Below are 17,114 nucleotides of genomic sequence, written 5' to 3'. Positions count from 1 at the left end.
CCCGAAGGCGCCGTTGATGTCGATCCGATCTGGAATTGCTCTGGCAGCGATTACCGCGCTTTGCGCTTGCGGCCGAGACCCATCTTCTTGGCGAGCTGAGACCGGGCAGCCGCATAGTTGGGTGCGACCATCGGATAGGTCGGATCGAGGTTCCACTTTTCGCGATACTGATCCGGCGTCAGGTCATAGTGGGTCATCAGGTGGCGCTTCAGCGATTTGAACTTCTTGCCATCTTCAAGGCAGACGATGTAGTCGTCATGAACCGACCGCTTCGGGTTGACCGCCGGCTTCTGCTTGTCGGCAGGCGGCTGTTCGGCGGTTCCGCCCACACGCCCAAGCGCAGCATGGACATCGGATATCAGGCTCGGCAATTCGCCGACCGGCACGGGATTGTTGCTGACATAGGCGGCCACCACATCGGCGGTCAATTCGATCAGCGCATCGCTGTTTCTGGAAGGTGTTTCGACAATATCCATGGTCTTCTGGCCCCAACAAGAGTTACATCGATCTGCGCCCTTTTTTACAAACAGGGCATCGCACGAATTTTGTGCAGGTAGAGTTTCTACGATTCGTGTCGCGGGCACATCAATGAGCGTGCAGACCAAGTAAGTCAATTCTCCCCTTGCGCTATATTGAACGATATTGATCAATTATTCCGAGATCAGCTTCAATCTTTCGTGCATTGTGTAATTTATCGATATTTCGCGCTCCCGCCGGCGGTGGCTGACGCTACGTCAGCTCGCCGTTACATTCGTGGCAACTCACGAAACGGGTTTTAATGTTTGATCTTGCTTCGCTATCGCTCGAGCAATATTGGTTGTTGACATTTGTCAACAAAACCACAGGTTGTCGTGGTCATACGCAAGCAATCAGGCGACATTCCTGTCATCCAACCGATCGGCTGATTGCCGCCGCGTCAATCAATGCGGGGTGATGTATTTGCCATAGGCCCAGCCGGTGACGAAATTGCCGTTCTGGGCCGGATCATGCCAGACTTCGCACCAGCGATAGCGAATCTTTTGTTCCTGCTTCCATGCCGGCTGGGTGGCGATGTCGAGCAGGTTTATTCCGCCGGTGCATCGCCCGGTCATCTGCAGAGCGGTCCCGTTCGGATATCCCGCCTGCTTCTGGGATGTTCCCGAAGGGTATTTGCGTACATTGAGCGTGTCGCCGAACGGCACATTGGCCACTTGCCAAGCCGCGAATACGGTCGCATGAGACTGGCCGGCAAAGGCCAGAGTTAGCGAAGCAACGGCGAAAGCCGCAGCAGTGCGAGACCAAATAGTCATCATCTCTCCTCCCGGCTCATCTCCTGGAGCCGACACAACCCATACGCGCCGGCTCTTGAACCTGCCCTGATCGGCGTGTTCATTTGCCATTCAAGATATTTCTCCATTCGAGATGCTCCATTCAAGATACTGGCCCTTCAAGATACTGGCCCATTGAAGATACTGGCAAAGCGAGACGCAATGACCAAGACATCCATATTTCCGATCGTCAGCCCGCCAACGCCCGAGAAGCGGCCGGTTTCCGACACGCATCACGGCATCACGCGAACCGACGACTATGCCTGGCTGCGGGCCGACAACTGGCAGGAGATGTTCCGCGACCCGTCATTGCTCGATGCGGCGATCCGTGCAGAACTCGAGGCGGAGAATACATACCAGTCGAAGCTGATGGCCGACACGGTCGAACTGCAAAAGCAGCTTTTCAAGGAGATGAAGGGCCGTATCAAGGAAGACGATTCTTCCGTGCCGATGAAGGATGGACCCTATGCCTACGGCTCGTCCTTCAAGCTTGGTGGCGAGCAGCCGCGCTATTTCCGCATGCCGCGCGACGGCGGTGCCGAGCATATTCTGCTCGATGGCGACGCGGAGGCCGCGGGCAAGGCCTATTTCCGTCTTGGCGGCGTCGACCATTCGGCCGACCACGCAAGACTGCTGTGGGCATTCGACGACAAGGGCTCCGAATTCTACACGCTTCGCGTGCGTGACCTTGCCGACGGCAGGGAACTTGCGGACCAGATTCCCGACACTGGCGGTTCAGGTGTCTGGAACGCCGGCAATGACGGCTTCTTCTATACACGTCTCGACCCCAACCACCGCCCGTCAAAGGTGCTGTTCCATGCACTCGGCGACAGCCCGCAAAGCGACCGGCTGATCTATGAAGAAACCGATCCCGGCTTCTTCATGAATGTCGACGGCACCCGCAACAACGAGTGGATCATGATCGGCATCAACGATCACGAGACCTCGGAATACCGCCTGATGCGCGCCGACGATCCGTTTGCCGAACCGAAACTGGTGTCGCCGCGCGAGATTGGCCTTCAGTACGAGCTGGAAGAAGGTGGCGATATCTTCTTCATCCTGACCAACGCCGACGGCGCCAAGGATTTCAAGATCATGACGGCACCAGCGAGCGATCCCGTGCGCGCCAACTGGCAGGAACTGGTGCCGCACGAGCCCGGCCGGCTGATCCTGTCGGTAATCGGCTTCAGGGACCACATGGTCCGGCTCGAACGCAAGGAAGGCCTGCCGCGCATTGTGGTGCGCGACCGTATTAGCGGCGAGGAGCATCTTCTGTCCCTCGACGAGGAGGCCTTTTCGCTCGGCCTGTCGGGTTCCTATGAGTACGACACCGAGATCATGCGCTTCTCCTACTCGTCGATGACGACGCCGGCGCAGGTGTTCGACTACAATATGCGCACCCGCGAGCGGGTGCTGCTGAAGACCCAGGAAGTGCCGTCCGGCCATGATGCGGACCACTATGTCACGCGGCGCCTGATGGCGCCGGCCAGCGATGGCGAACTGGTGCCGATCTCGCTTTTGCACCATCGCGACACGCCGCTGGACGGATCCGCACCTTGCCTGCTTTACGGCTACGGCTCCTATGGCATCACCGTGCCGGCCGCCTTCAACACCAACTGGTTCTCGCTGGTCGACCGTGGCTTTGTCTTCGCTATTGCTCACGTTCGCGGCGGCAAGGACAAGGGCTATGGCTGGTACGATGATGGCAAGCGGGAGAACAAGATGAACACGTTCACCGATTTCATCGCCGTCGCGCGCCATCTGGTCACGGAGCGTTACACGGCGCATGACCGTATCGTCGCGCAGGGCGGTTCGGCCGGCGGCATGCTGATGGGTGCCGTCGCCAACATGGCGCCGGATTGTTTTGGCGGCATCGTCGCCGAGGTTCCCTTCGTCGATGTGCTCACCACCATGCTCGATGCGACCCTGCCACTGACGCCGCCGGAATGGCCCGAATGGGGCAACCCGATCGCGTCCGCCGACGACTACCGGACCATTGCCGCCTACTCGCCCTATGACAATGTCGCCGATCATGACTATCCGCCGATCCTGGCGCTGGCCGGTCTCACCGATCCGCGCGTCACCTATTGGGAACCGGCCAAATGGGTGGCCCGGCTGCGCGATCGCAAGAGCGGGAACAATCCGGTTCTGTTCAAGATCAACATGGATTCCGGCCATGCCGGCGCTTCCGGCCGGTTTTCGCGGCTGGAAGAGATCGCCTACACCTATTCCTTCGCGCTGAAAGTGATGGGCAAGGCGCAGCTTACGGGAGCAACCAACAAATGATCGACCTCACCACCCTGATCGCTTACATCGCGGTCGTGCTCGGCTTCGTCTTCATTCCAGGTCCCGCCACCCTGCTGACGATCGCCCGGGCAACGAGTTCCGGAACCAAGGTCGGCATCGCAACGGGCGCCGGGATCGCTGCCGGCGATGTTTTTCACACCGTCATGGCGATGATCGGCATATCGGCGATCATCGCCGCGTCGGCGACGCTGTTCAGCGTCATAAAGTACATCGGCGCAGCCTACCTGATCTATCTCGGCGTTCGCGCGATCATGGAGAAGACACCAGCCAACCCGGCCGCCGGCGCGCTTGCGATCTCTGCCGGCAAGGCGTTTCGACAGGCTGTCCTGACCGAAGTGCTCAACCCCAAGACCGCTCTGTTCTTCCTCGCCTTCCTGCCTCAGTTCGTGCGGCCTGAAAACGGAACGGTGATGCTTCAGATGGCCGCGTTGGGGGGCATCTTCGTCGTACTGGGCCTTTCCAGCACGGTCGTCTTTGCCGTGAGCGCTGGCCGGCTCGGCACGTTCCTGCGCCGAAATCCGTCGGTGTTACGATTGCAGGGCAAAGTTGTCGGTGGCATCTACTGCGCTTTGGGCGTTCGTCTGGCGCTGCAGCAACGCTGACTCCAGACGATGATCGACGCGCCCTTTCCGAAGGGCTGGGTGATCAGGATTTTTTGAAGTTCCCGTTGCTCATTTTTTCTCGCAATTGCGATGACCGCGCGCTACCCAGTGCGCGGCTTTTCCCGGCCTGACAGCCTCCAATCGCGTAAGGGTCCATTATGCTGCTCGTCGACGTCTATCTCGACAAATCGCCTATCCAGGGGATCGGCGTCTTTGCCAAGAACCACATTCCTCGCGGCACTCTGATCTGGAAGCTGGACCCAAGGTTCGATCGGCTCATCGAGGTCGAGACTTATGAGCGCGCGGCCGGCCCGGTGAAGAGTTATCTCGATCGCTATTCCTATCCCGACCGCCGCGATCCGAACTACATCGTCTTCGAAGCCGACGACGCGCGCTATATGAACCATGCCGACGAGCCGAACTGCGACGTCTCCTCACCCGAGGAGAGTTTTGCGCTGCGCGACATCGCGCCTGGCGAAGAGCTGACCTGCAACTACAACCATTTCTTCGAAACGGGCTTCGATTTTCTCGGCGACCGCCACCTGTCATCCGCAGACTCGGTCTAGTTCGCCGTCTTCTTACGGGCCGGATAACCGTTTGGATGCGCCGGGATCGTCTTGAGATAGGCGGCGATGGCCGCACGGTCCTGCGGCGTCAGTTCGGCTATATTCCGCTGGACGTCTACCATGGCGCCGCCGACGGAATCGAAATCTGGCGTGAAGCCGGTTTCGAGATAGTTGGCGATGTCAGCCTCCGACCAGTCGCCTAGACCGCCCTCGCCCGACGTGATGTTTGGCACGACGCCGCTGCCTTCGGCGGCCACGGCGCCCGCCAGCCACTCGTTCTTCTTCGTGCCGCCGGCAAGATCGCGCGGCGTGTGGCATTCGCCGCAATGGCCTGGCCCCTCGACCAGGTAGCGGCCTGATATCACAGGATCAGGCGTGCCTTCGGGGAAGGCAACGACCGGCTGATCGCTGAGGTAAAGCAGTTTCCACAGGCCGATGCCGCGGCGAATATTGAAGGGAAAACCGAGCGAATTTGCAGCAGCCTTGCCAGCGACGGCCGGCAGCGTCTTGAGGAAGGCATAGAGATCGCCAATGTCGGCCGGATTCATGCGCGCGTAGGAGGCATAGGGAAACGCCGGATAGAAGTGTCGGCCCGAAGGCGACACGCCCTTCAGCATGGCATTGGCGAGGTCCTCGACAGACCATGCGCCGATGCCGTCCTTGGTATCTTGCGAAATGTTGGGCGGCACGAAGGTTCCGAACGGCGTCTTGAGTTCGAGGCCGCCCACGAGTTGAAGCCGCGCGTCGCCCTGTGAGCCCGGCTTTGCATGGCAGGATGTGCAACCGCCGGCATAAAAGATGCGCTTGCCCCTGGCTGCGTCGCCAGGACCAAGCTTGGCCAGGGTTTCCCTGTCGACCCTCACCGGCGCCGACAGGACCCACCCGGCAACCGCGCCGACGCCGCCCAGAATGACGACGGCGCCGACAAGTTTTTTCAGCCATGCCATGGCTGGTGATCAGCCCTTCTTAATTCTGTAGCCTTGATGGCAGGTGCCGCAGTCGGAGCCGATAGCGCCGACTTGCGCCTTCAGCGCGTCGGCATCGGCGGGAGCCGCAGCGACTGCAGCCTTGACGTCGGCGAGATATTTGTCCTCGGCTGCCTTGAAGCCAGTCATGTCTTCCCAGATCTTCGGCGAGGCCGTGGTGTCGCCGGTGTCGCTGCCGGCCGGGAACAGCGCATCGGCATCGAATTTCTCGGCATTCGCCTGCAGCGCCTGAAGTTGCGTCAGCACAGCCGCCGCATCAAAGGGCTCCTCGCCCTTGACCACTTTCGACAGGCCGCCGACAATCTTTCCGCGTTCCTTCATCAGTGCCTGCCGGTCGAGTATCGGGTCGGCAAAAGCCGCCGAGGCCGCGAGTGCGAGCATAGAGATGGCGATAACAAGCTTTCTCATTCAGTTGGCTCCATGATGAAGGCATTTCAGGACAGGACGTTAACGGATGCCGTAGGAAGAAAATTCCCTTCCCCGGACGACTTTTGCCGGACCTTTGCGCTTAGGGGACGCAGAAAAGAAAAGCCCCGGGTGCTACCGGGGCTTCTGGAAATTGATCACTTCGCCTTTTCGTACAATTCCAGCACGTGATCCCAATTGATCAGGCTGTCGACGAACGCTTCGAGATATTTCGGCCGGGCGTTGCGATAGTCGATGTAGTAGGAGTGCTCCCAGACATCGACGCCAAGGATCGGCGACGCGCCATGAACGAGCGGGTTCTCGCCGTTCGGCGTCTTCGAGATCGCCAGCTTGCCATCCTTAACCGAGACCCAGGCCCAGCCGGAACCGAACTGGGTCGTGCCGGCGGCAATGAAGTCGGCCTTGAACTTGTCGTAGCCACCGAGATCGCTATCGACTGCCTTCTGCAGGGCGCCCGGCAGCTTGTTGCCGCCGCCGCCTTTCTTCATCCACTTCCAGAAATGGATGTGGTTGTAGTGCTGGGCGGCATTGTTGAAGAGGCCGGCATTCTTGCCGAACGACTGCTTGACCACCTCTTCGACCGACAGATCGCCCAAACCGGCCTCGGCGGCGAGCTTGTTGCCGTTATCGACATACGCCTTGTGGTGCTTGTCGTGGTGATATTCCAGCGTCTCTTTCGACATGTAAGGCTGCAGGGCCTCATAGTCGTAAGGCAGAGCGGGCAATTCAAAGGCCATGGATAGTACTCCCTCGTGGAAAAATCCGGTGTCGATACCGGACTAAGATAGGTCTGGAATGGGTTGGGACAACTCCGGATGAGGCGTCGATCGCCTTTTTATCCGCTCAAGCGGCGGAAGTCGAATGCGCCCAATCCCAATAGAGTTCGCGCGCCTTCTTGGCCACCGGCCCGGGTTGCAGATTGCGATCCTCGATACGCGTGACCGGCACCACCTTGGAATGGTTCCCGGTCGAAAAAATTTCGTCAGCTTCGAGGAAATCACGCACCGACAGCGTCTTTTCCGTGGTCTTGAAGCCGTACTCGCCAAGCAGCGTTATGGTGCGCGAGCGGGTGATGCCAGACAGGAAGGTGCCGTTCGGCGCCGGTGTAAAGACGTGACCGTCCTTGACCAGGAAGATGTTCGAGGTTCCGGTCTCGGCGACATTGCCAAGCATGTCGAGCACCATTGCGTTGTCGAAGCCGCGCATCTTGGCTTCGAGAATGGCACGACCGTTGTTGGGGTAGAGGCAGCCGGCCTTGGCGTTGGTCGGCATGGTTTCGATGGTCGGGCGCCGGAACGGCGACACCGTCACCGAAAAGCCGGTCGGCGGGATCATCGGTGATTCATAGAGGCAAAGGCAGAAGCGGGTCGAGGCGGGATCGGCCGGCACGCCCATATAGCCGCCATGCTCGGCCCAGTACATCGGCCTGATATAGACCGCCGTCTTGCCGTCGAACTTCTTCAACCCATCCCACGTCAGCCCAACGATCTTGTCGGCGGTCATGTTCGGCTTGAGGCCGAGCGCAATCGCCGAGGAATTCACCCTGGCGGCATGAAGCTCGAGGTCGGGGGCGACACCTTCGAACCAGCGGCCGCCGTCGAACACGCTGGTGCCGAGCCACATGGCGTGGCTGCGCGGCCCCAAAATGGCGACGTTGCCCTCGTGCCAATCACCATCGACGAAAGTCCATGTCGCGGATTGTGCCGCAGCCGCCAGTGTCATCGTGTCGTCCCGTCTCAATCGGTCTCGTGTGACAGCCATTGGAAGATGCTTTGGCGGGCGCCGTCAACCGGCATCATGGAGTTTTGTTGAGGCCAGCGCCGGGGCGCGATGCAATCAAAGCTTGCACCTTGTCGCGCCTGCCCTCAAAACTGTTGTCATGCAATACGCCGCCTATGTCTTCGACGCCTATGGCACGCTGTTCGACGTGCATGCCGCCGTGCGCCGCCATGCCGACCAAATCGGACCGGACGGCCAGTTGTTGTCTGAGATCTGGCGTGCCAAGCAGCTCGAATATTCCTGGGTACGCACGCTGATGGGCGCCTATGCCGATTTCTGGCAGCTGACCGAACAGGCGCTCGATTTCGCCTTGCGCAAGGTTCCTTCGGCAGACCCCGGCCTCAAGGCGACATTGCTGGACGCCTACTGGCGGCTGGATTGCTATCCGGAAGTGCCGGCCGTGCTCAAGGCGCTCAAGGCTTCGGGAGCGAGGCTGGCGATCCTGTCCAACGGCTCGCCCGAAATGCTGCAAGCCGCAGTCAAGTCCGCCGCGCTCGACCAGGTTCTGGACGATATCTATTCCGTCGATACGGTGCGGCGCTTCAAGACCGATCCGGCGGTCTACGACATGGTCGCCACTGGCTGGCGCCTCTACCCCGGCGCGGTTTCCTTTCAGTCCTCCAATCGCTGGGACATTGCAGGCGCCACCAAATTCGGCTTCCGCACGGTGTGGATCAACCGTTCCAACCAGCCCGAAGAATACCGGGACTTCCCGCCGACCCTGATTCTCCCCTCACTGGAAGCTCTGGTGCCGGGTAGCTAAGACCTGTGGCTCTTGCGCCACAGTGGCGGCACAGTCACAGCTTCGCCTTTGTTTGTCCACCTTCAGGCCAGAATCGGAACCGCCTATCGCCCCAGGTGTTGTCAGCCACCAGCGCAACGGTCGGCGCATTGACGCTTTGTTGCGATTTGAGACTTAAAGAAGGCAACCATGTCCACAACCGAAATCGAATCTTTTCGCCTGAGCCGTCGCGGCTTTCTCAACGCCGCAGCCCTGGGCGCCGCTTCGATCGCGGTTTCGGCATGCGCCACCACCGGGTCCGGGCCGGTCGAGCCGCCGCCGCCAACCTATATCGAGCCCCCTCTCGCCGACTATGTGACGATGTACGCCGCGGTCAATGATGGCGGCTTCGATTTGCCGGCCATCCCCGTCGACAAGATCGATCCGCAGTTCCTGCGTCAGATCGTTCCCGACCCGACGGGACAGAAGCCGGGAACCATAGTCGTCGATACCACCGGCCACTTCCTTTATCTGGTCCGTCCAGGCGGTCAGGCGATACGCTACGGTGTCGGCCTTGGCCGTGCCGGCTTCGAATGGTCCGGCGACGCCGTCGTCCAGTGGAAGCAGAAATGGCCGAAGTGGACGCCGCCGGACGAAATGATAGCCCGCCAGCCGGAACTGAAACCCTACAGCGCCGACAATGGCGGCATGCCCGGCGGCCTGAAGAACCCGCTCGGCGCACGCGCGCTCTATCTGTTCCAGGGCAATGTCGACACGCTCTATCGTCTGCACGGCTCGCCGGAGTGGCGGTCGATCGGCAAGTCGGTCTCGTCAGGCTGCGTGCGTCTGATGAACCAGGACATTATCGACCTCTATGACCGCGTGCCGTCGAAGACGCCGGTCGTCGTGACCAGCGACGCCAGCCAACCGATGGTGGCGACGGCCAACCGACAGGCGATCCCGATCGACGCCGGCGTGCCGGACGGTTCGGTGCTGCTTGGACCGGTCAAGGCGATAACGAATTCGATTTTCTGAGCTGGTCGAGATCCAAGGCGGCGAACCACGCCGCCTTGAGGTTTGAGCCGTTGGTGTCTGTTTTCAGCCTGGCAAATAGGCTCTGCTCCAGGAAAGACTGGCGGCACCTGACTTCAGCATTCTGTCGATTGCAGCATCGTCATAGCCGACGGCAGCGAGAACGGTGCGTGTCGAGGCGCCGTATTTCTCGGCCGACGCAAGCGCATAGACCTTCCCCTCGCTGGGCCGGACGGCGAAGGGATCAAGTTGGGTCACCGTGTGACCGCTCGGGTGAGCCGGGAAGACGGAGAATGAGTAACTGCCATATTCGGTACCAGGACTGCCGTCCGCCATCCTTGCGTTCTGGCTGCGGATCGTCTCAATGTTCTCGCAAGGCGATGCACCGATATCAGCGTCGACAAGGCGCTGTTGCCAAATCTCGGCCGGTTCGGTCATGAATATCTTGGCCAGATGGGCCTCCCGGTCGGGCTTCGGTATCGAAGCCAGCCCTGTCAACCCCTCTACCGTCTCGAAGCGCGGCAAGTCTGCGTCCGACGCACATAGCAGGATCGAACCACCGGATGCCGTCTCGTAAAGCCGGGACAATGGGTCAAAACCTTTTGTTTCGCGGCCCGCAGGCTCGTCGAATGGTCGGCGGCCCTCATAATCGTAGCAGAAGGGGATTTGTGCCAGCCCTGTCAGCGCCGATAGCGACGTGCGTGGCCGGCCAACAACGCCGGTTGTGGATTTCTGGAAAAGCGCGGCTGCCACGCCGAGAGCGGCGCCAAAGCCGCACATGACATCGATGGTGCCGACATGGGCATGTTCTTCCGGCGTCTGCATCGATCCCCCAAACCGAAGCATGATGCCGGTCGCCGCCTGGACCAGGTCGTCATAGCCAAGATAGTCGGTGCGCGGTCCGACGCGGACGCCACTGAAGCAATCGAGCTGACAGAAAATTGCGTCGGGGTTGAGCGCTCTCATCCCGTTGAGGTCGAGTCCCATGACCTCGACCTGACGGTCGGTGGCGTTCCAGACGACGATATCCACGGACCTGAGCAGCCTCTCGAACGCCTCGCGCCCCTCAACCGTTGCGATATCCAGCAGCGCGGATTTCTTACCGCGCATGTGGGACATGCCAAAAATCACCGTGTTCCAGCAGTCGTAGAACGGTTTTGCCGGATCGATCTTGATCACCTCCGCGCCGAAGCGAGCGAGGTAAGCGACCGAGTGCGGGCCTGCGATGACGTTGCAGAGGTCGAGTATCTTGATGCCGTCGAGCCAGCCGACCGAGGCATTGGCGGTTGGGACAGGCGGTGGCGGCCGTTTCACTTCAGCCAGCCTTGCCCGGGCCTCGGCCACGGTTACCCAACTGCGCGGCATCGGGTTCAGCATGGCTTGGGCACTTTCCTGCAGCCACACCATCGGCCCCGGCTGGATCATGCGGCCGAGTATGGGATCGTCGACCTCGATCATCAGGCCAGCTGCCCTGGCATGATCGTCTGCGATCCATTCCTGCAGCCAACGCTGCGGCGCTCCCGGAAACAGCCCCTCGCCGAAAATGTGCTCCCATTGCGCCGCGGTGCGGGTCAGGAAAACCGCCTTCATCCTTGCGGCAATCTTGTCGGCCCAGAACTTCGGCAAGGGATAGACGCCGAGCGACACGTCCGATGACCATTCCGAGACGGAAAGATAGGTGTCGTCTTCCTCGCGGAGCCCTTCACTCACGAGTTCATCGTAAAGGCCGAGAGTCTGCAGGCAGCGTTTGGCGTGGTTCTTGTGGCTTGGGCAGACGACGTAGAACATCCGCCCGTCGCCGCACATGTAGCTGCGATAGAAGGGGTCGAGGAATTCCTGCAAGTCGCCGTAGGACATGTCCATCGGTAGACCTTCCTCGCGGCGCCGTTCGATCTCCCGTTCGCGCTGCGTCTGATAGCGAAGCGGATAGTCTTCGATCCTGATGGAGTTGTAGGACAGTCCCTCCATCACTGCGCTGGCGAGCGGCACTTCGATATGGTCGCCGTGTCCGGTCCGCTGGCGGCTTTGAAGAGCCAGAACGGTTGCGGAAGCCGCGAGCATGCTGCCATAGGCCGAGGCTAGGGGCAGTGGCGAAAAGGACGGATTGATTCCCATCAGCACCCGGTTGAGGCCCATGTCCGTGAAGACGCCTGACGAGGCCGCGATAACGGTCTCGAAGGCGCGCCAGTCGGCGCGCAGTTGATCGTTCGAGGCGAAGCCGGGGATCGATACCGTGATCAACTCGGGGCGGGCTTTTCGCAGCGCTTCGAAGTCGATGCCGAGCCGGGCCAGGACCTTGGGCCTGAAATTCTCGATGACGATGTCGGCCTCGGCAACCAACGCATTCGCCTCGTTCAAGCCCGCAGCGGTTTTCAGGTCGATCGTGACGCTCAACTTGTTGCGGTTGAGAATTGCATTGGCCGGATTGTCCCAGAGCGGACCCTCGGGGGGATCGACATGAACGACACTCGCGCCGAGATCGCCCAGGATCATCGCCACCGCAGGACCAGCGATATACTGCCCGAAGTCGATGATCCTGATGCCGGACAGCGGCAGTGCCGAACGCGAAATCGATGTCATGGCGGTGATCTCTTGCTCAGTGTCCGTATCGCTGCGCGTCGTCGATGATCCAGCGCGCCGCCTTTTCGGCGATCATCATCGTGGGAGCACTGGTGTTGCCGCTGGTGATCGTCGGCATCACGCTGGCGTCGACGACCCGCAAACTCTCGATGCCGCGGACACGCAGCCGACTGTCGAGAACAGCCATCCCGTCATCGTTACGCCCCATCCTGGCGGTTCCCACGGGATGGAAGATAGTGTTTGCGATGTCGCCCGCGAGTTTCGCGAGATCTTCATCGCTCTGGAATTTCACGCCGGGCTTCCATTCGACCGGATTGTATCTTGCAAGTGCCGGCTGGCCGACGATCGACCTGATCTGCCTGATGCTGTCGGCGGCAATCTTGCGATCTTTCTCGGTGCTCAGATAATTCGGGGCGATGGCGGGCGCTTCCCCGCGCTGAGCGGAGCGGACCCGCACACTGCCGCGACTGGTCGGATTGAGATTGCAGACGCTGGCGGTGAAGGCCGGGATGGTGTGCAGAGGTTCGCCGAACGCGTCGAGACTAAGCGGCTGCACATGATATTCGAGATTGGCATGCGCCTCGCTTGGATCGGAGCGTGTGAACGCGCCGAGCTGCGATGGCGACATGCTCATCGGTCCGGTGCGCTTCAAAGCGTATTCCAGTCCGATCATCGCCTTGCCGGCAAGACTGTTGGCAAGCGTGTTGAGCGTTCTGGCATTGGTGACCTTGAAGACGGCGCGTATCTGCAGGTGATCCTGCAAATTTTCTCCAACACCTGGGAGATCGAGCTCGACATCGATACCGGCACCGCTAAGAAGCGCGGCCGGACCGATGCCCGAGAGCTGCAATATGTGCGGAGAGCCAATCGCCCCGGCCGACAGAATGACCTCACATTTCGCCTGGGCCGACACTTGCTGGTTGCGCCTGTGGAGGAACAGCCCCGTGCACCGCTTGCGCCCATCCGGCGCGGTTTCGATGCACAGCCTGTCGACTTCGGCCTCGGTCCAGATCACTAGATTGCGGCGATGGCGGATCGGCCGCAGGAAAGCTTTCGACGTGTTCCACCGCCAGCCGGACTTCTGGTTGACCTCGAAGTAACCGACACCCTCGTTGTCGCCGCCGTTGAAATCGGAAGATCGGGGGATGCCCGCCTGAACGGCGGCGGCGGTGAAGGATTCGAGAATGTCCCATTTGAGACGCTGCTTTTCGATGCGCCACTCACCGCCGTGGCCATGCATGTCCGAGAACCGGCTATTGTCACCGGTGGCGGGGTCGGCGCCGTTGTCGAGGCGATAGTGATCCTCATGCGCCATAAAGTCCGGCAGCGACTTCTCCCATGACCACTCGCCGTCGCCGGTGACTGCAGCCCATTGATCGTAGTCCCGAGACTGGCCGCGCATGTAGATCATGCCATTGATCGAGGAGCAGCCACCCAGGACCTTGCCCCGGGGATAACGCAGGGAGCGGCCGTTGAGACCCGCCTCGGGCTCGGTGTTGTAAAGCCAGTCGGTACGCGAATTGCCGATACAGTAGAGGTAACCCACGGGAATGTGAATCCAAGGGTAGCTGTCGTTCCGGCCAGCCTCGATCAACAGGACCCGCCTGGCGGGATCGCTGCTGAGACGGCTGGCAAGCAGGCAACCCGCCGACCCGGCGCCGACCACTATGTAGTCGAAAACGTCAATATCCGAGCGAACGCCGCGCGCCTTCATTCCCGTCAACCCTCAGCGAAATGCGATGAACAGCAGCGCCGCGCCGCGTTCACAAGGGCACAATAAGCCGGATGTTTCTTATAATTCTCGTCGCTCGCGACCATCATCATCATGCCTCCCATGCCAAAATGCGGCTATCCGCTTGTTGAATCCAATGATAAATTGAAGAAACGATTATAACGGAAATTTATATGGACCATCTGGATTTCAGGCTGGTGAAAGCGTTCGTCACTGTGGCGCAGGAAGGTAACGTTACCAAGGCGGCCGAACTGCTGAATCGCACCCAGCCTGCCGTCAGCCTTCAGCTCAAACGGCTCTCTCAAGACGTCGGAGTGACATTGTTCCATCGGACCGCCGGCGGACTGGAATTGACGCGCGATGGGGCGCTGCTTGCGGCTAAAGGCCAGCAGGTGCTGGCTCAGGCGGCCGAGTTCAGACAGACCGCCAGGCATCTCAGCACGAAGCTGCGTGGCAAACTCAGGATCGGTACGATCATCGACCCTGAATTCACCCGCCTAGGCGCGTTTCTGCAGGCTCTCGCCGAAAGCGGCCCGGGCATGGACACGGAACTTCGGCAAGGCATGAGTGGCGAGGTCGCCATCCGGCTGAAGCGAAACGAACTGGATGTCGGCTTTTTTCTCGGCGATCTCGATGATTTTGGCACCAGCACCTATGCCGCCGATACGCAATCCGAGGCCCAGTTCTTCATCAAACCATTGTCACGCATGACATATCGCGTGGTGGCGCCGCCCGGCTTTGCCGGCATGGTGGCAGGGCGGGACTGGAAGGAGCTTGCTGAGCTTCCTTGGATCGGCACTCCATCGGAATCGGTCCATAACAGGCTGCTCGCGAAACAATTTGGCGGCCTCAAGCAGAATATCGTCGCCCTGGTCGACCAGGAAACCTCGATGCTGGCGATGGTTCGTACCGGCCTCGGGCTAAGCCTCTGCCGGGAATCGATCGCGCTTAATGAACGACAGGCGAACGGCCTGGTTATCGCAGACAGGGTCAAGCTGGAGACCAGCCTGGGTTTTGCCTGCTTGTTCGCGCGGCGATCCGATCCAAATGTCTCCCTGGCCTTTGACGTCATCGGGCGAATCTGGCGCGATGAACATTAGACGCACCAACTCCAGCTCAGCGCCCAAGCAGCCGATCGTCTTGAGCCGGTTGACGTGATCCTACACCCACGTTCGGCTGTCTTGCCGACGGCCTTGAAGCCGCCGGTCCGGTCGCCTTCGAAGGCGACCGGCCGACATGGGCCACGCGTCCGAGCGCTGCTTACCGACCCCTCGACAAGCTCCCCAATATCCCGCGCACGATTGCCCGGCCGACCGATGAGCCAACCGAGCGCACCACCGACTTGATCGCCGCCTCGGCCACGGTCTGGCGGTTGGACGGGCGCGGTGCAGATGTGCGCCTGCCACCGGATTGCGGCGCGGGATCGTCATTGCCGAAGCCCGGAATGGTCCAGCGCGAGCCGCCGCTGCCGGCCTGCTGGGCCTGCTCTTCGGCATCCTGCGCGTCCTTGGCCTTTTTCTGCAGCATTTCGAAAGCCGATTCGCGATCGACGGCCTGATCGTACTGGCCGGCGACCGGGCTTTCCTGGATCAGCTTTTGCCGCTCAGCGGCTGTTATGGGTCCAAGCCGCGAGGATGGCGGGCGGATCAGTGTCCGCTGCACCATGGACGGAACACCCTTGGCCTCCAACGTCGAGACCAGCGCCTCGCCAGTGGCAAGCTGTGTAATGGCGGTCATGCAGTCGAAATCGGGATTTGGCCGGAACGTCTCGGCTGCCGTCCTCACTGCCTGCTGCTCACGCGGCGTATAGGCGCGCAGCGCGTGCTGGACGCGATTGCCGAGCTGGGCCAGGACTTTTTCAGGGATATCCAAAGGGTTCTGCGTGACGAAATAGACGCCGACGCCTTTCGAGCGGATCAGGCGGACCACTTGTTCGACGCGATCGATCAGCACTTTAGGTGCTTCGTCGAACAGAAGATGCGCCTCGTCGAAGAAGAACACCAGCTTCGGCTTGTCGGGGTCGCCGACTTCCGGCAGCACCTCGAACAGTTCGGACATCAGCCATAGCAGGAAGGTCGCGTAGAGCCGCGGATTCATCATCAGCTTGTCGGCGGCAAGCACGCTGATGGCGCCGCGTCCGTCGCGGGTGGTGCGCATGATATCGGCGATACGCAATGCCGGTTCGCCGAAGAAGTTTGCGGCCCCCTGCTGTTCGAGGACCAGCAGCGTGCGCTGGATAGCCCCGACCGATGGCTTCGTCACGTTGCCATAGCGCGAGCCGATCTCGTCGGCGCGCTCGGCGATGTTGGCCAAGAGCGCCTGCAGGTCCTTCATGTCGAGCAGCAGCAGGCCCTCCTCGTCCGCAAGGCGGAAGGCGATGTTCATGATGCCTTCCTGCGCCTCGGTCAGGTTCATCAGGCGCGACAGCAACAACGGCCCCATTTCCGAGACCGTGGCGCGGATCGGATGACCCTGCTCGCCGAACAGGTCCCAGAAGATAACGGGGAATTCCTGGAAGTCATAAGGATCGAGCTTGACCTGCTCGGCCCGCTTGACGAGGAAATCCTGTGCCGTGCCCATCATCGCGATGCCCGACAGATCCCCCTTGATGTCTGCGCAGAACACCGGCACGCCAGCGTTGGAAAATCCTTCGGCCAGGATCTGCAAGGTGACTGTCTTGCCCGTACCGGTGGCGCCGGTCACCAGGCCATGACGATTCCCATATTGCAGCAACAGTTGCTCGGCACGCTGATAGCTGTCGTCGGGCTTGCGGCTGGCGCCGATGAAAATGCTGGTGTCGTCAGCCATATGTCCGGTCTCCGCAAACTGATGTGTCTAAAGCCAGTGGCCTTGCCGCAGGTATAGTGAGGCCATTGCACAGCGACAATGCCATTCATCCAAATCGGGGGCCATTCGTCCAAATCCAGGCCATTCGTCCAAATCGGGTTTTTGGAGCTTGCGGATTTTGCCGCTGTTTGGCAATCGTCGTCCACGCGGACCGACCTATATCTGATGGATCGAAGCCGGTCTCTGAAAGCGATTGCATTGCGATATCGGACCGGGGACCGTAGACTGA

15 protein-coding genes are annotated in these 17,114 nt (G+C 60.6%); 6 read left to right on the top strand and 9 right to left on the bottom strand.

All coding sequences use genetic code 11. The features are described from left to right. Nucleotides 1-50: 50 nt before the first annotated feature. Together LB558_RS06135 and LB558_RS06130 are read right to left on the bottom strand one after the other, a co-directional pair. The gene (locus LB558_RS06135) at nucleotides 51-476 is read right to left on the bottom strand and encodes a MucR family transcriptional regulator (protein ID WP_224696683.1); all 426 of its coding nucleotides are present in this window, start codon (nucleotides 474-476) and stop codon (nucleotides 51-53) included. Nucleotides 477-920: 444 nt separating this feature from the next. Next, a complete protein-coding gene (locus tag LB558_RS06130) occupies nucleotides 921-1,289 on the bottom strand; it encodes an SH3 domain-containing protein (protein WP_224696757.1) in 369 nt (122 codons plus the stop codon). 180 nt (nucleotides 1,290-1,469) lie between these two features. Between LB558_RS06130 and LB558_RS06125 the strand changes: the two genes are divergently transcribed. The 3 genes from LB558_RS06125 (at nucleotide 1,470) to LB558_RS06115 (ending at nucleotide 4,782) form a co-directional block, all read left to right on the top strand. Continuing rightward, nucleotides 1,470-3,593, top strand: coding sequence for a S9 family peptidase (locus LB558_RS06125; RefSeq protein WP_224696682.1), 2,124 nt, complete (start codon nucleotides 1,470-1,472; stop codon nucleotides 3,591-3,593). Beyond that, nucleotides 3,590-4,216: a LysE family translocator gene (locus LB558_RS06120; protein ID WP_224696681.1), complete on the top strand. Its 627-nt coding sequence runs from the start codon at nucleotides 3,590-3,592 to the stop codon at nucleotides 4,214-4,216. Before LB558_RS06125 ends, LB558_RS06120 begins: the two co-directional genes overlap by 4 nt. 158 nt (nucleotides 4,217-4,374) lie before the next feature. Beyond that, nucleotides 4,375-4,782 (top strand): SET domain-containing protein, encoded by a 408-nt coding sequence (locus tag LB558_RS06115; protein ID WP_224621034.1) that lies wholly within the window; start codon nucleotides 4,375-4,377, stop codon nucleotides 4,780-4,782. Here the strand turns inward: LB558_RS06115 and LB558_RS06110 are convergent. From LB558_RS06110 to LB558_RS06095, 4 genes are all read right to left on the bottom strand, one after another. After that, nucleotides 4,779-5,729 (bottom strand): cytochrome c, encoded by a 951-nt coding sequence (locus LB558_RS06110; RefSeq protein WP_224696680.1) that lies wholly within the window; start codon nucleotides 5,727-5,729, stop codon nucleotides 4,779-4,781. The two genes, LB558_RS06115 and LB558_RS06110, sit on opposite strands and share 4 nt — an antisense overlap. A 9-nt stretch (nucleotides 5,730-5,738) precedes the next feature. Then, nucleotides 5,739-6,176, bottom strand: coding sequence for a c-type cytochrome (locus LB558_RS06105; RefSeq protein ID WP_224696679.1), 438 nt, complete (start codon nucleotides 6,174-6,176; stop codon nucleotides 5,739-5,741). Between the two features lie 155 nt (nucleotides 6,177-6,331). Continuing rightward, nucleotides 6,332-6,931, bottom strand: coding sequence for a superoxide dismutase (locus tag LB558_RS06100; RefSeq protein ID WP_013532667.1), 600 nt, complete (start codon nucleotides 6,929-6,931; stop codon nucleotides 6,332-6,334). Between the two features lie 106 nt (nucleotides 6,932-7,037). Then, complete coding sequence (locus LB558_RS06095) at nucleotides 7,038-7,916, bottom strand: branched-chain amino acid aminotransferase (protein WP_224696678.1); 879 nt, start codon at nucleotides 7,914-7,916, stop codon at nucleotides 7,038-7,040. Between the two features lie 157 nt (nucleotides 7,917-8,073). On the opposite strand from LB558_RS06095, the gene LB558_RS06090 reads away from it, so the two are divergent. Both LB558_RS06090 and LB558_RS06085 read left to right on the top strand, forming a co-directional pair. Continuing rightward, nucleotides 8,074-8,736, top strand: a complete 663-nt coding sequence (locus LB558_RS06090; protein ID WP_224696677.1) for a haloacid dehalogenase type II — start codon at nucleotides 8,074-8,076, stop codon at nucleotides 8,734-8,736. 168 nt (nucleotides 8,737-8,904) lie between these two features. Beyond that, nucleotides 8,905-9,729: a L,D-transpeptidase gene (locus LB558_RS06085; RefSeq protein WP_224696676.1), complete on the top strand. Its 825-nt coding sequence runs from the start codon at nucleotides 8,905-8,907 to the stop codon at nucleotides 9,727-9,729. Nucleotides 9,730-9,792: 63 nt separating this feature from the next. Here the strand turns inward: LB558_RS06085 and LB558_RS06080 are convergent, their stop codons facing one another. Together LB558_RS06080 and LB558_RS06075 are read right to left on the bottom strand one after the other, a co-directional pair. Beyond that, entirely contained in the window at nucleotides 9,793-12,306 is a 2,514-nt protein-coding gene (locus LB558_RS06080; RefSeq protein WP_224696675.1) for a CoA transferase, read from the bottom strand. 16 nt (nucleotides 12,307-12,322) lie between these two features. After that, nucleotides 12,323-14,020 carry a GMC family oxidoreductase gene (locus LB558_RS06075; protein WP_224696674.1) on the bottom strand — a complete coding sequence of 566 codons (1,698 nt, stop codon included), beginning with the start codon at nucleotides 14,018-14,020 and terminating at the stop codon, nucleotides 12,323-12,325. Between the two features lie 191 nt (nucleotides 14,021-14,211). Between LB558_RS06075 and LB558_RS06070 the strand changes: the two genes are divergently transcribed. Continuing rightward, nucleotides 14,212-15,138, top strand: coding sequence for a LysR family transcriptional regulator (locus tag LB558_RS06070; protein ID WP_224696673.1), 927 nt, complete (start codon nucleotides 14,212-14,214; stop codon nucleotides 15,136-15,138). Between the two features lie 160 nt (nucleotides 15,139-15,298). Here the strand turns inward: LB558_RS06070 and LB558_RS06065 are convergent, their stop codons facing one another. Then, a complete protein-coding gene (locus tag LB558_RS06065) occupies nucleotides 15,299-16,846 on the bottom strand; it encodes a helicase HerA-like C-terminal domain-containing protein (protein ID WP_127415752.1) in 1,548 nt (515 codons plus the stop codon). Nucleotides 16,847-17,114 lie beyond the last annotated feature (268 nt).

This window comes from Mesorhizobium sp. CO1-1-8 (assembly GCF_020164875.1).
Taxonomy (GTDB): domain Bacteria; phylum Pseudomonadota; class Alphaproteobacteria; order Rhizobiales; family Rhizobiaceae; genus Mesorhizobium.
Note: the sequence above shows the minus strand (reverse complement) of the source record. Positions and strands in the feature narration are given on the sequence as shown.

What these genes read in the sequence shown, in the direction of transcription:
- LB558_RS06080 (WP_224696675.1), bottom strand. Translation starts at nt 12,306, where the DNA reads ATGACATCGATTTCGCGTTCGGCACTGCCGCTGTCCGGCATCAGGATC.
- LB558_RS06070 (WP_224696673.1), top strand. Translation starts at nt 14,212, where the DNA reads ATGGACCATCTGGATTTCAGGCTGGTGAAAGCGTTCGTCACTGTGGCG.
- LB558_RS06095 (WP_224696678.1), bottom strand. Translation starts at nt 7,916, where the DNA reads ATGACACTGGCGGCTGCGGCACAATCCGCGACATGGACTTTCGTCGAT.
- LB558_RS06065 (WP_127415752.1), bottom strand. Translation starts at nt 16,846, where the DNA reads ATGGCTGACGACACCAGCATTTTCATCGGCGCCAGCCGCAAGCCCGAC.
- LB558_RS06120 (WP_224696681.1), top strand. Translation starts at nt 3,590, where the DNA reads ATGATCGACCTCACCACCCTGATCGCTTACATCGCGGTCGTGCTCGGC.
- LB558_RS06090 (WP_224696677.1), top strand. Translation starts at nt 8,074, where the DNA reads ATGCAATACGCCGCCTATGTCTTCGACGCCTATGGCACGCTGTTCGAC.
- LB558_RS06100 (WP_013532667.1), bottom strand. Translation starts at nt 6,931, where the DNA reads ATGGCCTTTGAATTGCCCGCTCTGCCTTACGACTATGAGGCCCTGCAG.
- LB558_RS06130 (WP_224696757.1), bottom strand. Translation starts at nt 1,289, where the DNA reads ATGACTATTTGGTCTCGCACTGCTGCGGCTTTCGCCGTTGCTTCGCTA.
- LB558_RS06135 (WP_224696683.1), bottom strand. Translation starts at nt 476, where the DNA reads ATGGATATTGTCGAAACACCTTCCAGAAACAGCGATGCGCTGATCGAA.
- LB558_RS06125 (WP_224696682.1), top strand. Translation starts at nt 1,470, where the DNA reads ATGACCAAGACATCCATATTTCCGATCGTCAGCCCGCCAACGCCCGAG.
- LB558_RS06115 (WP_224621034.1), top strand. Translation starts at nt 4,375, where the DNA reads ATGCTGCTCGTCGACGTCTATCTCGACAAATCGCCTATCCAGGGGATC.
- LB558_RS06085 (WP_224696676.1), top strand. Translation starts at nt 8,905, where the DNA reads ATGTCCACAACCGAAATCGAATCTTTTCGCCTGAGCCGTCGCGGCTTT.
- LB558_RS06075 (WP_224696674.1), bottom strand. Translation starts at nt 14,020, where the DNA reads ATGAAGGCGCGCGGCGTTCGCTCGGATATTGACGTTTTCGACTACATA.
- LB558_RS06110 (WP_224696680.1), bottom strand. Translation starts at nt 5,729, where the DNA reads ATGGCATGGCTGAAAAAACTTGTCGGCGCCGTCGTCATTCTGGGCGGC.
- LB558_RS06105 (WP_224696679.1), bottom strand. Translation starts at nt 6,176, where the DNA reads ATGAGAAAGCTTGTTATCGCCATCTCTATGCTCGCACTCGCGGCCTCG.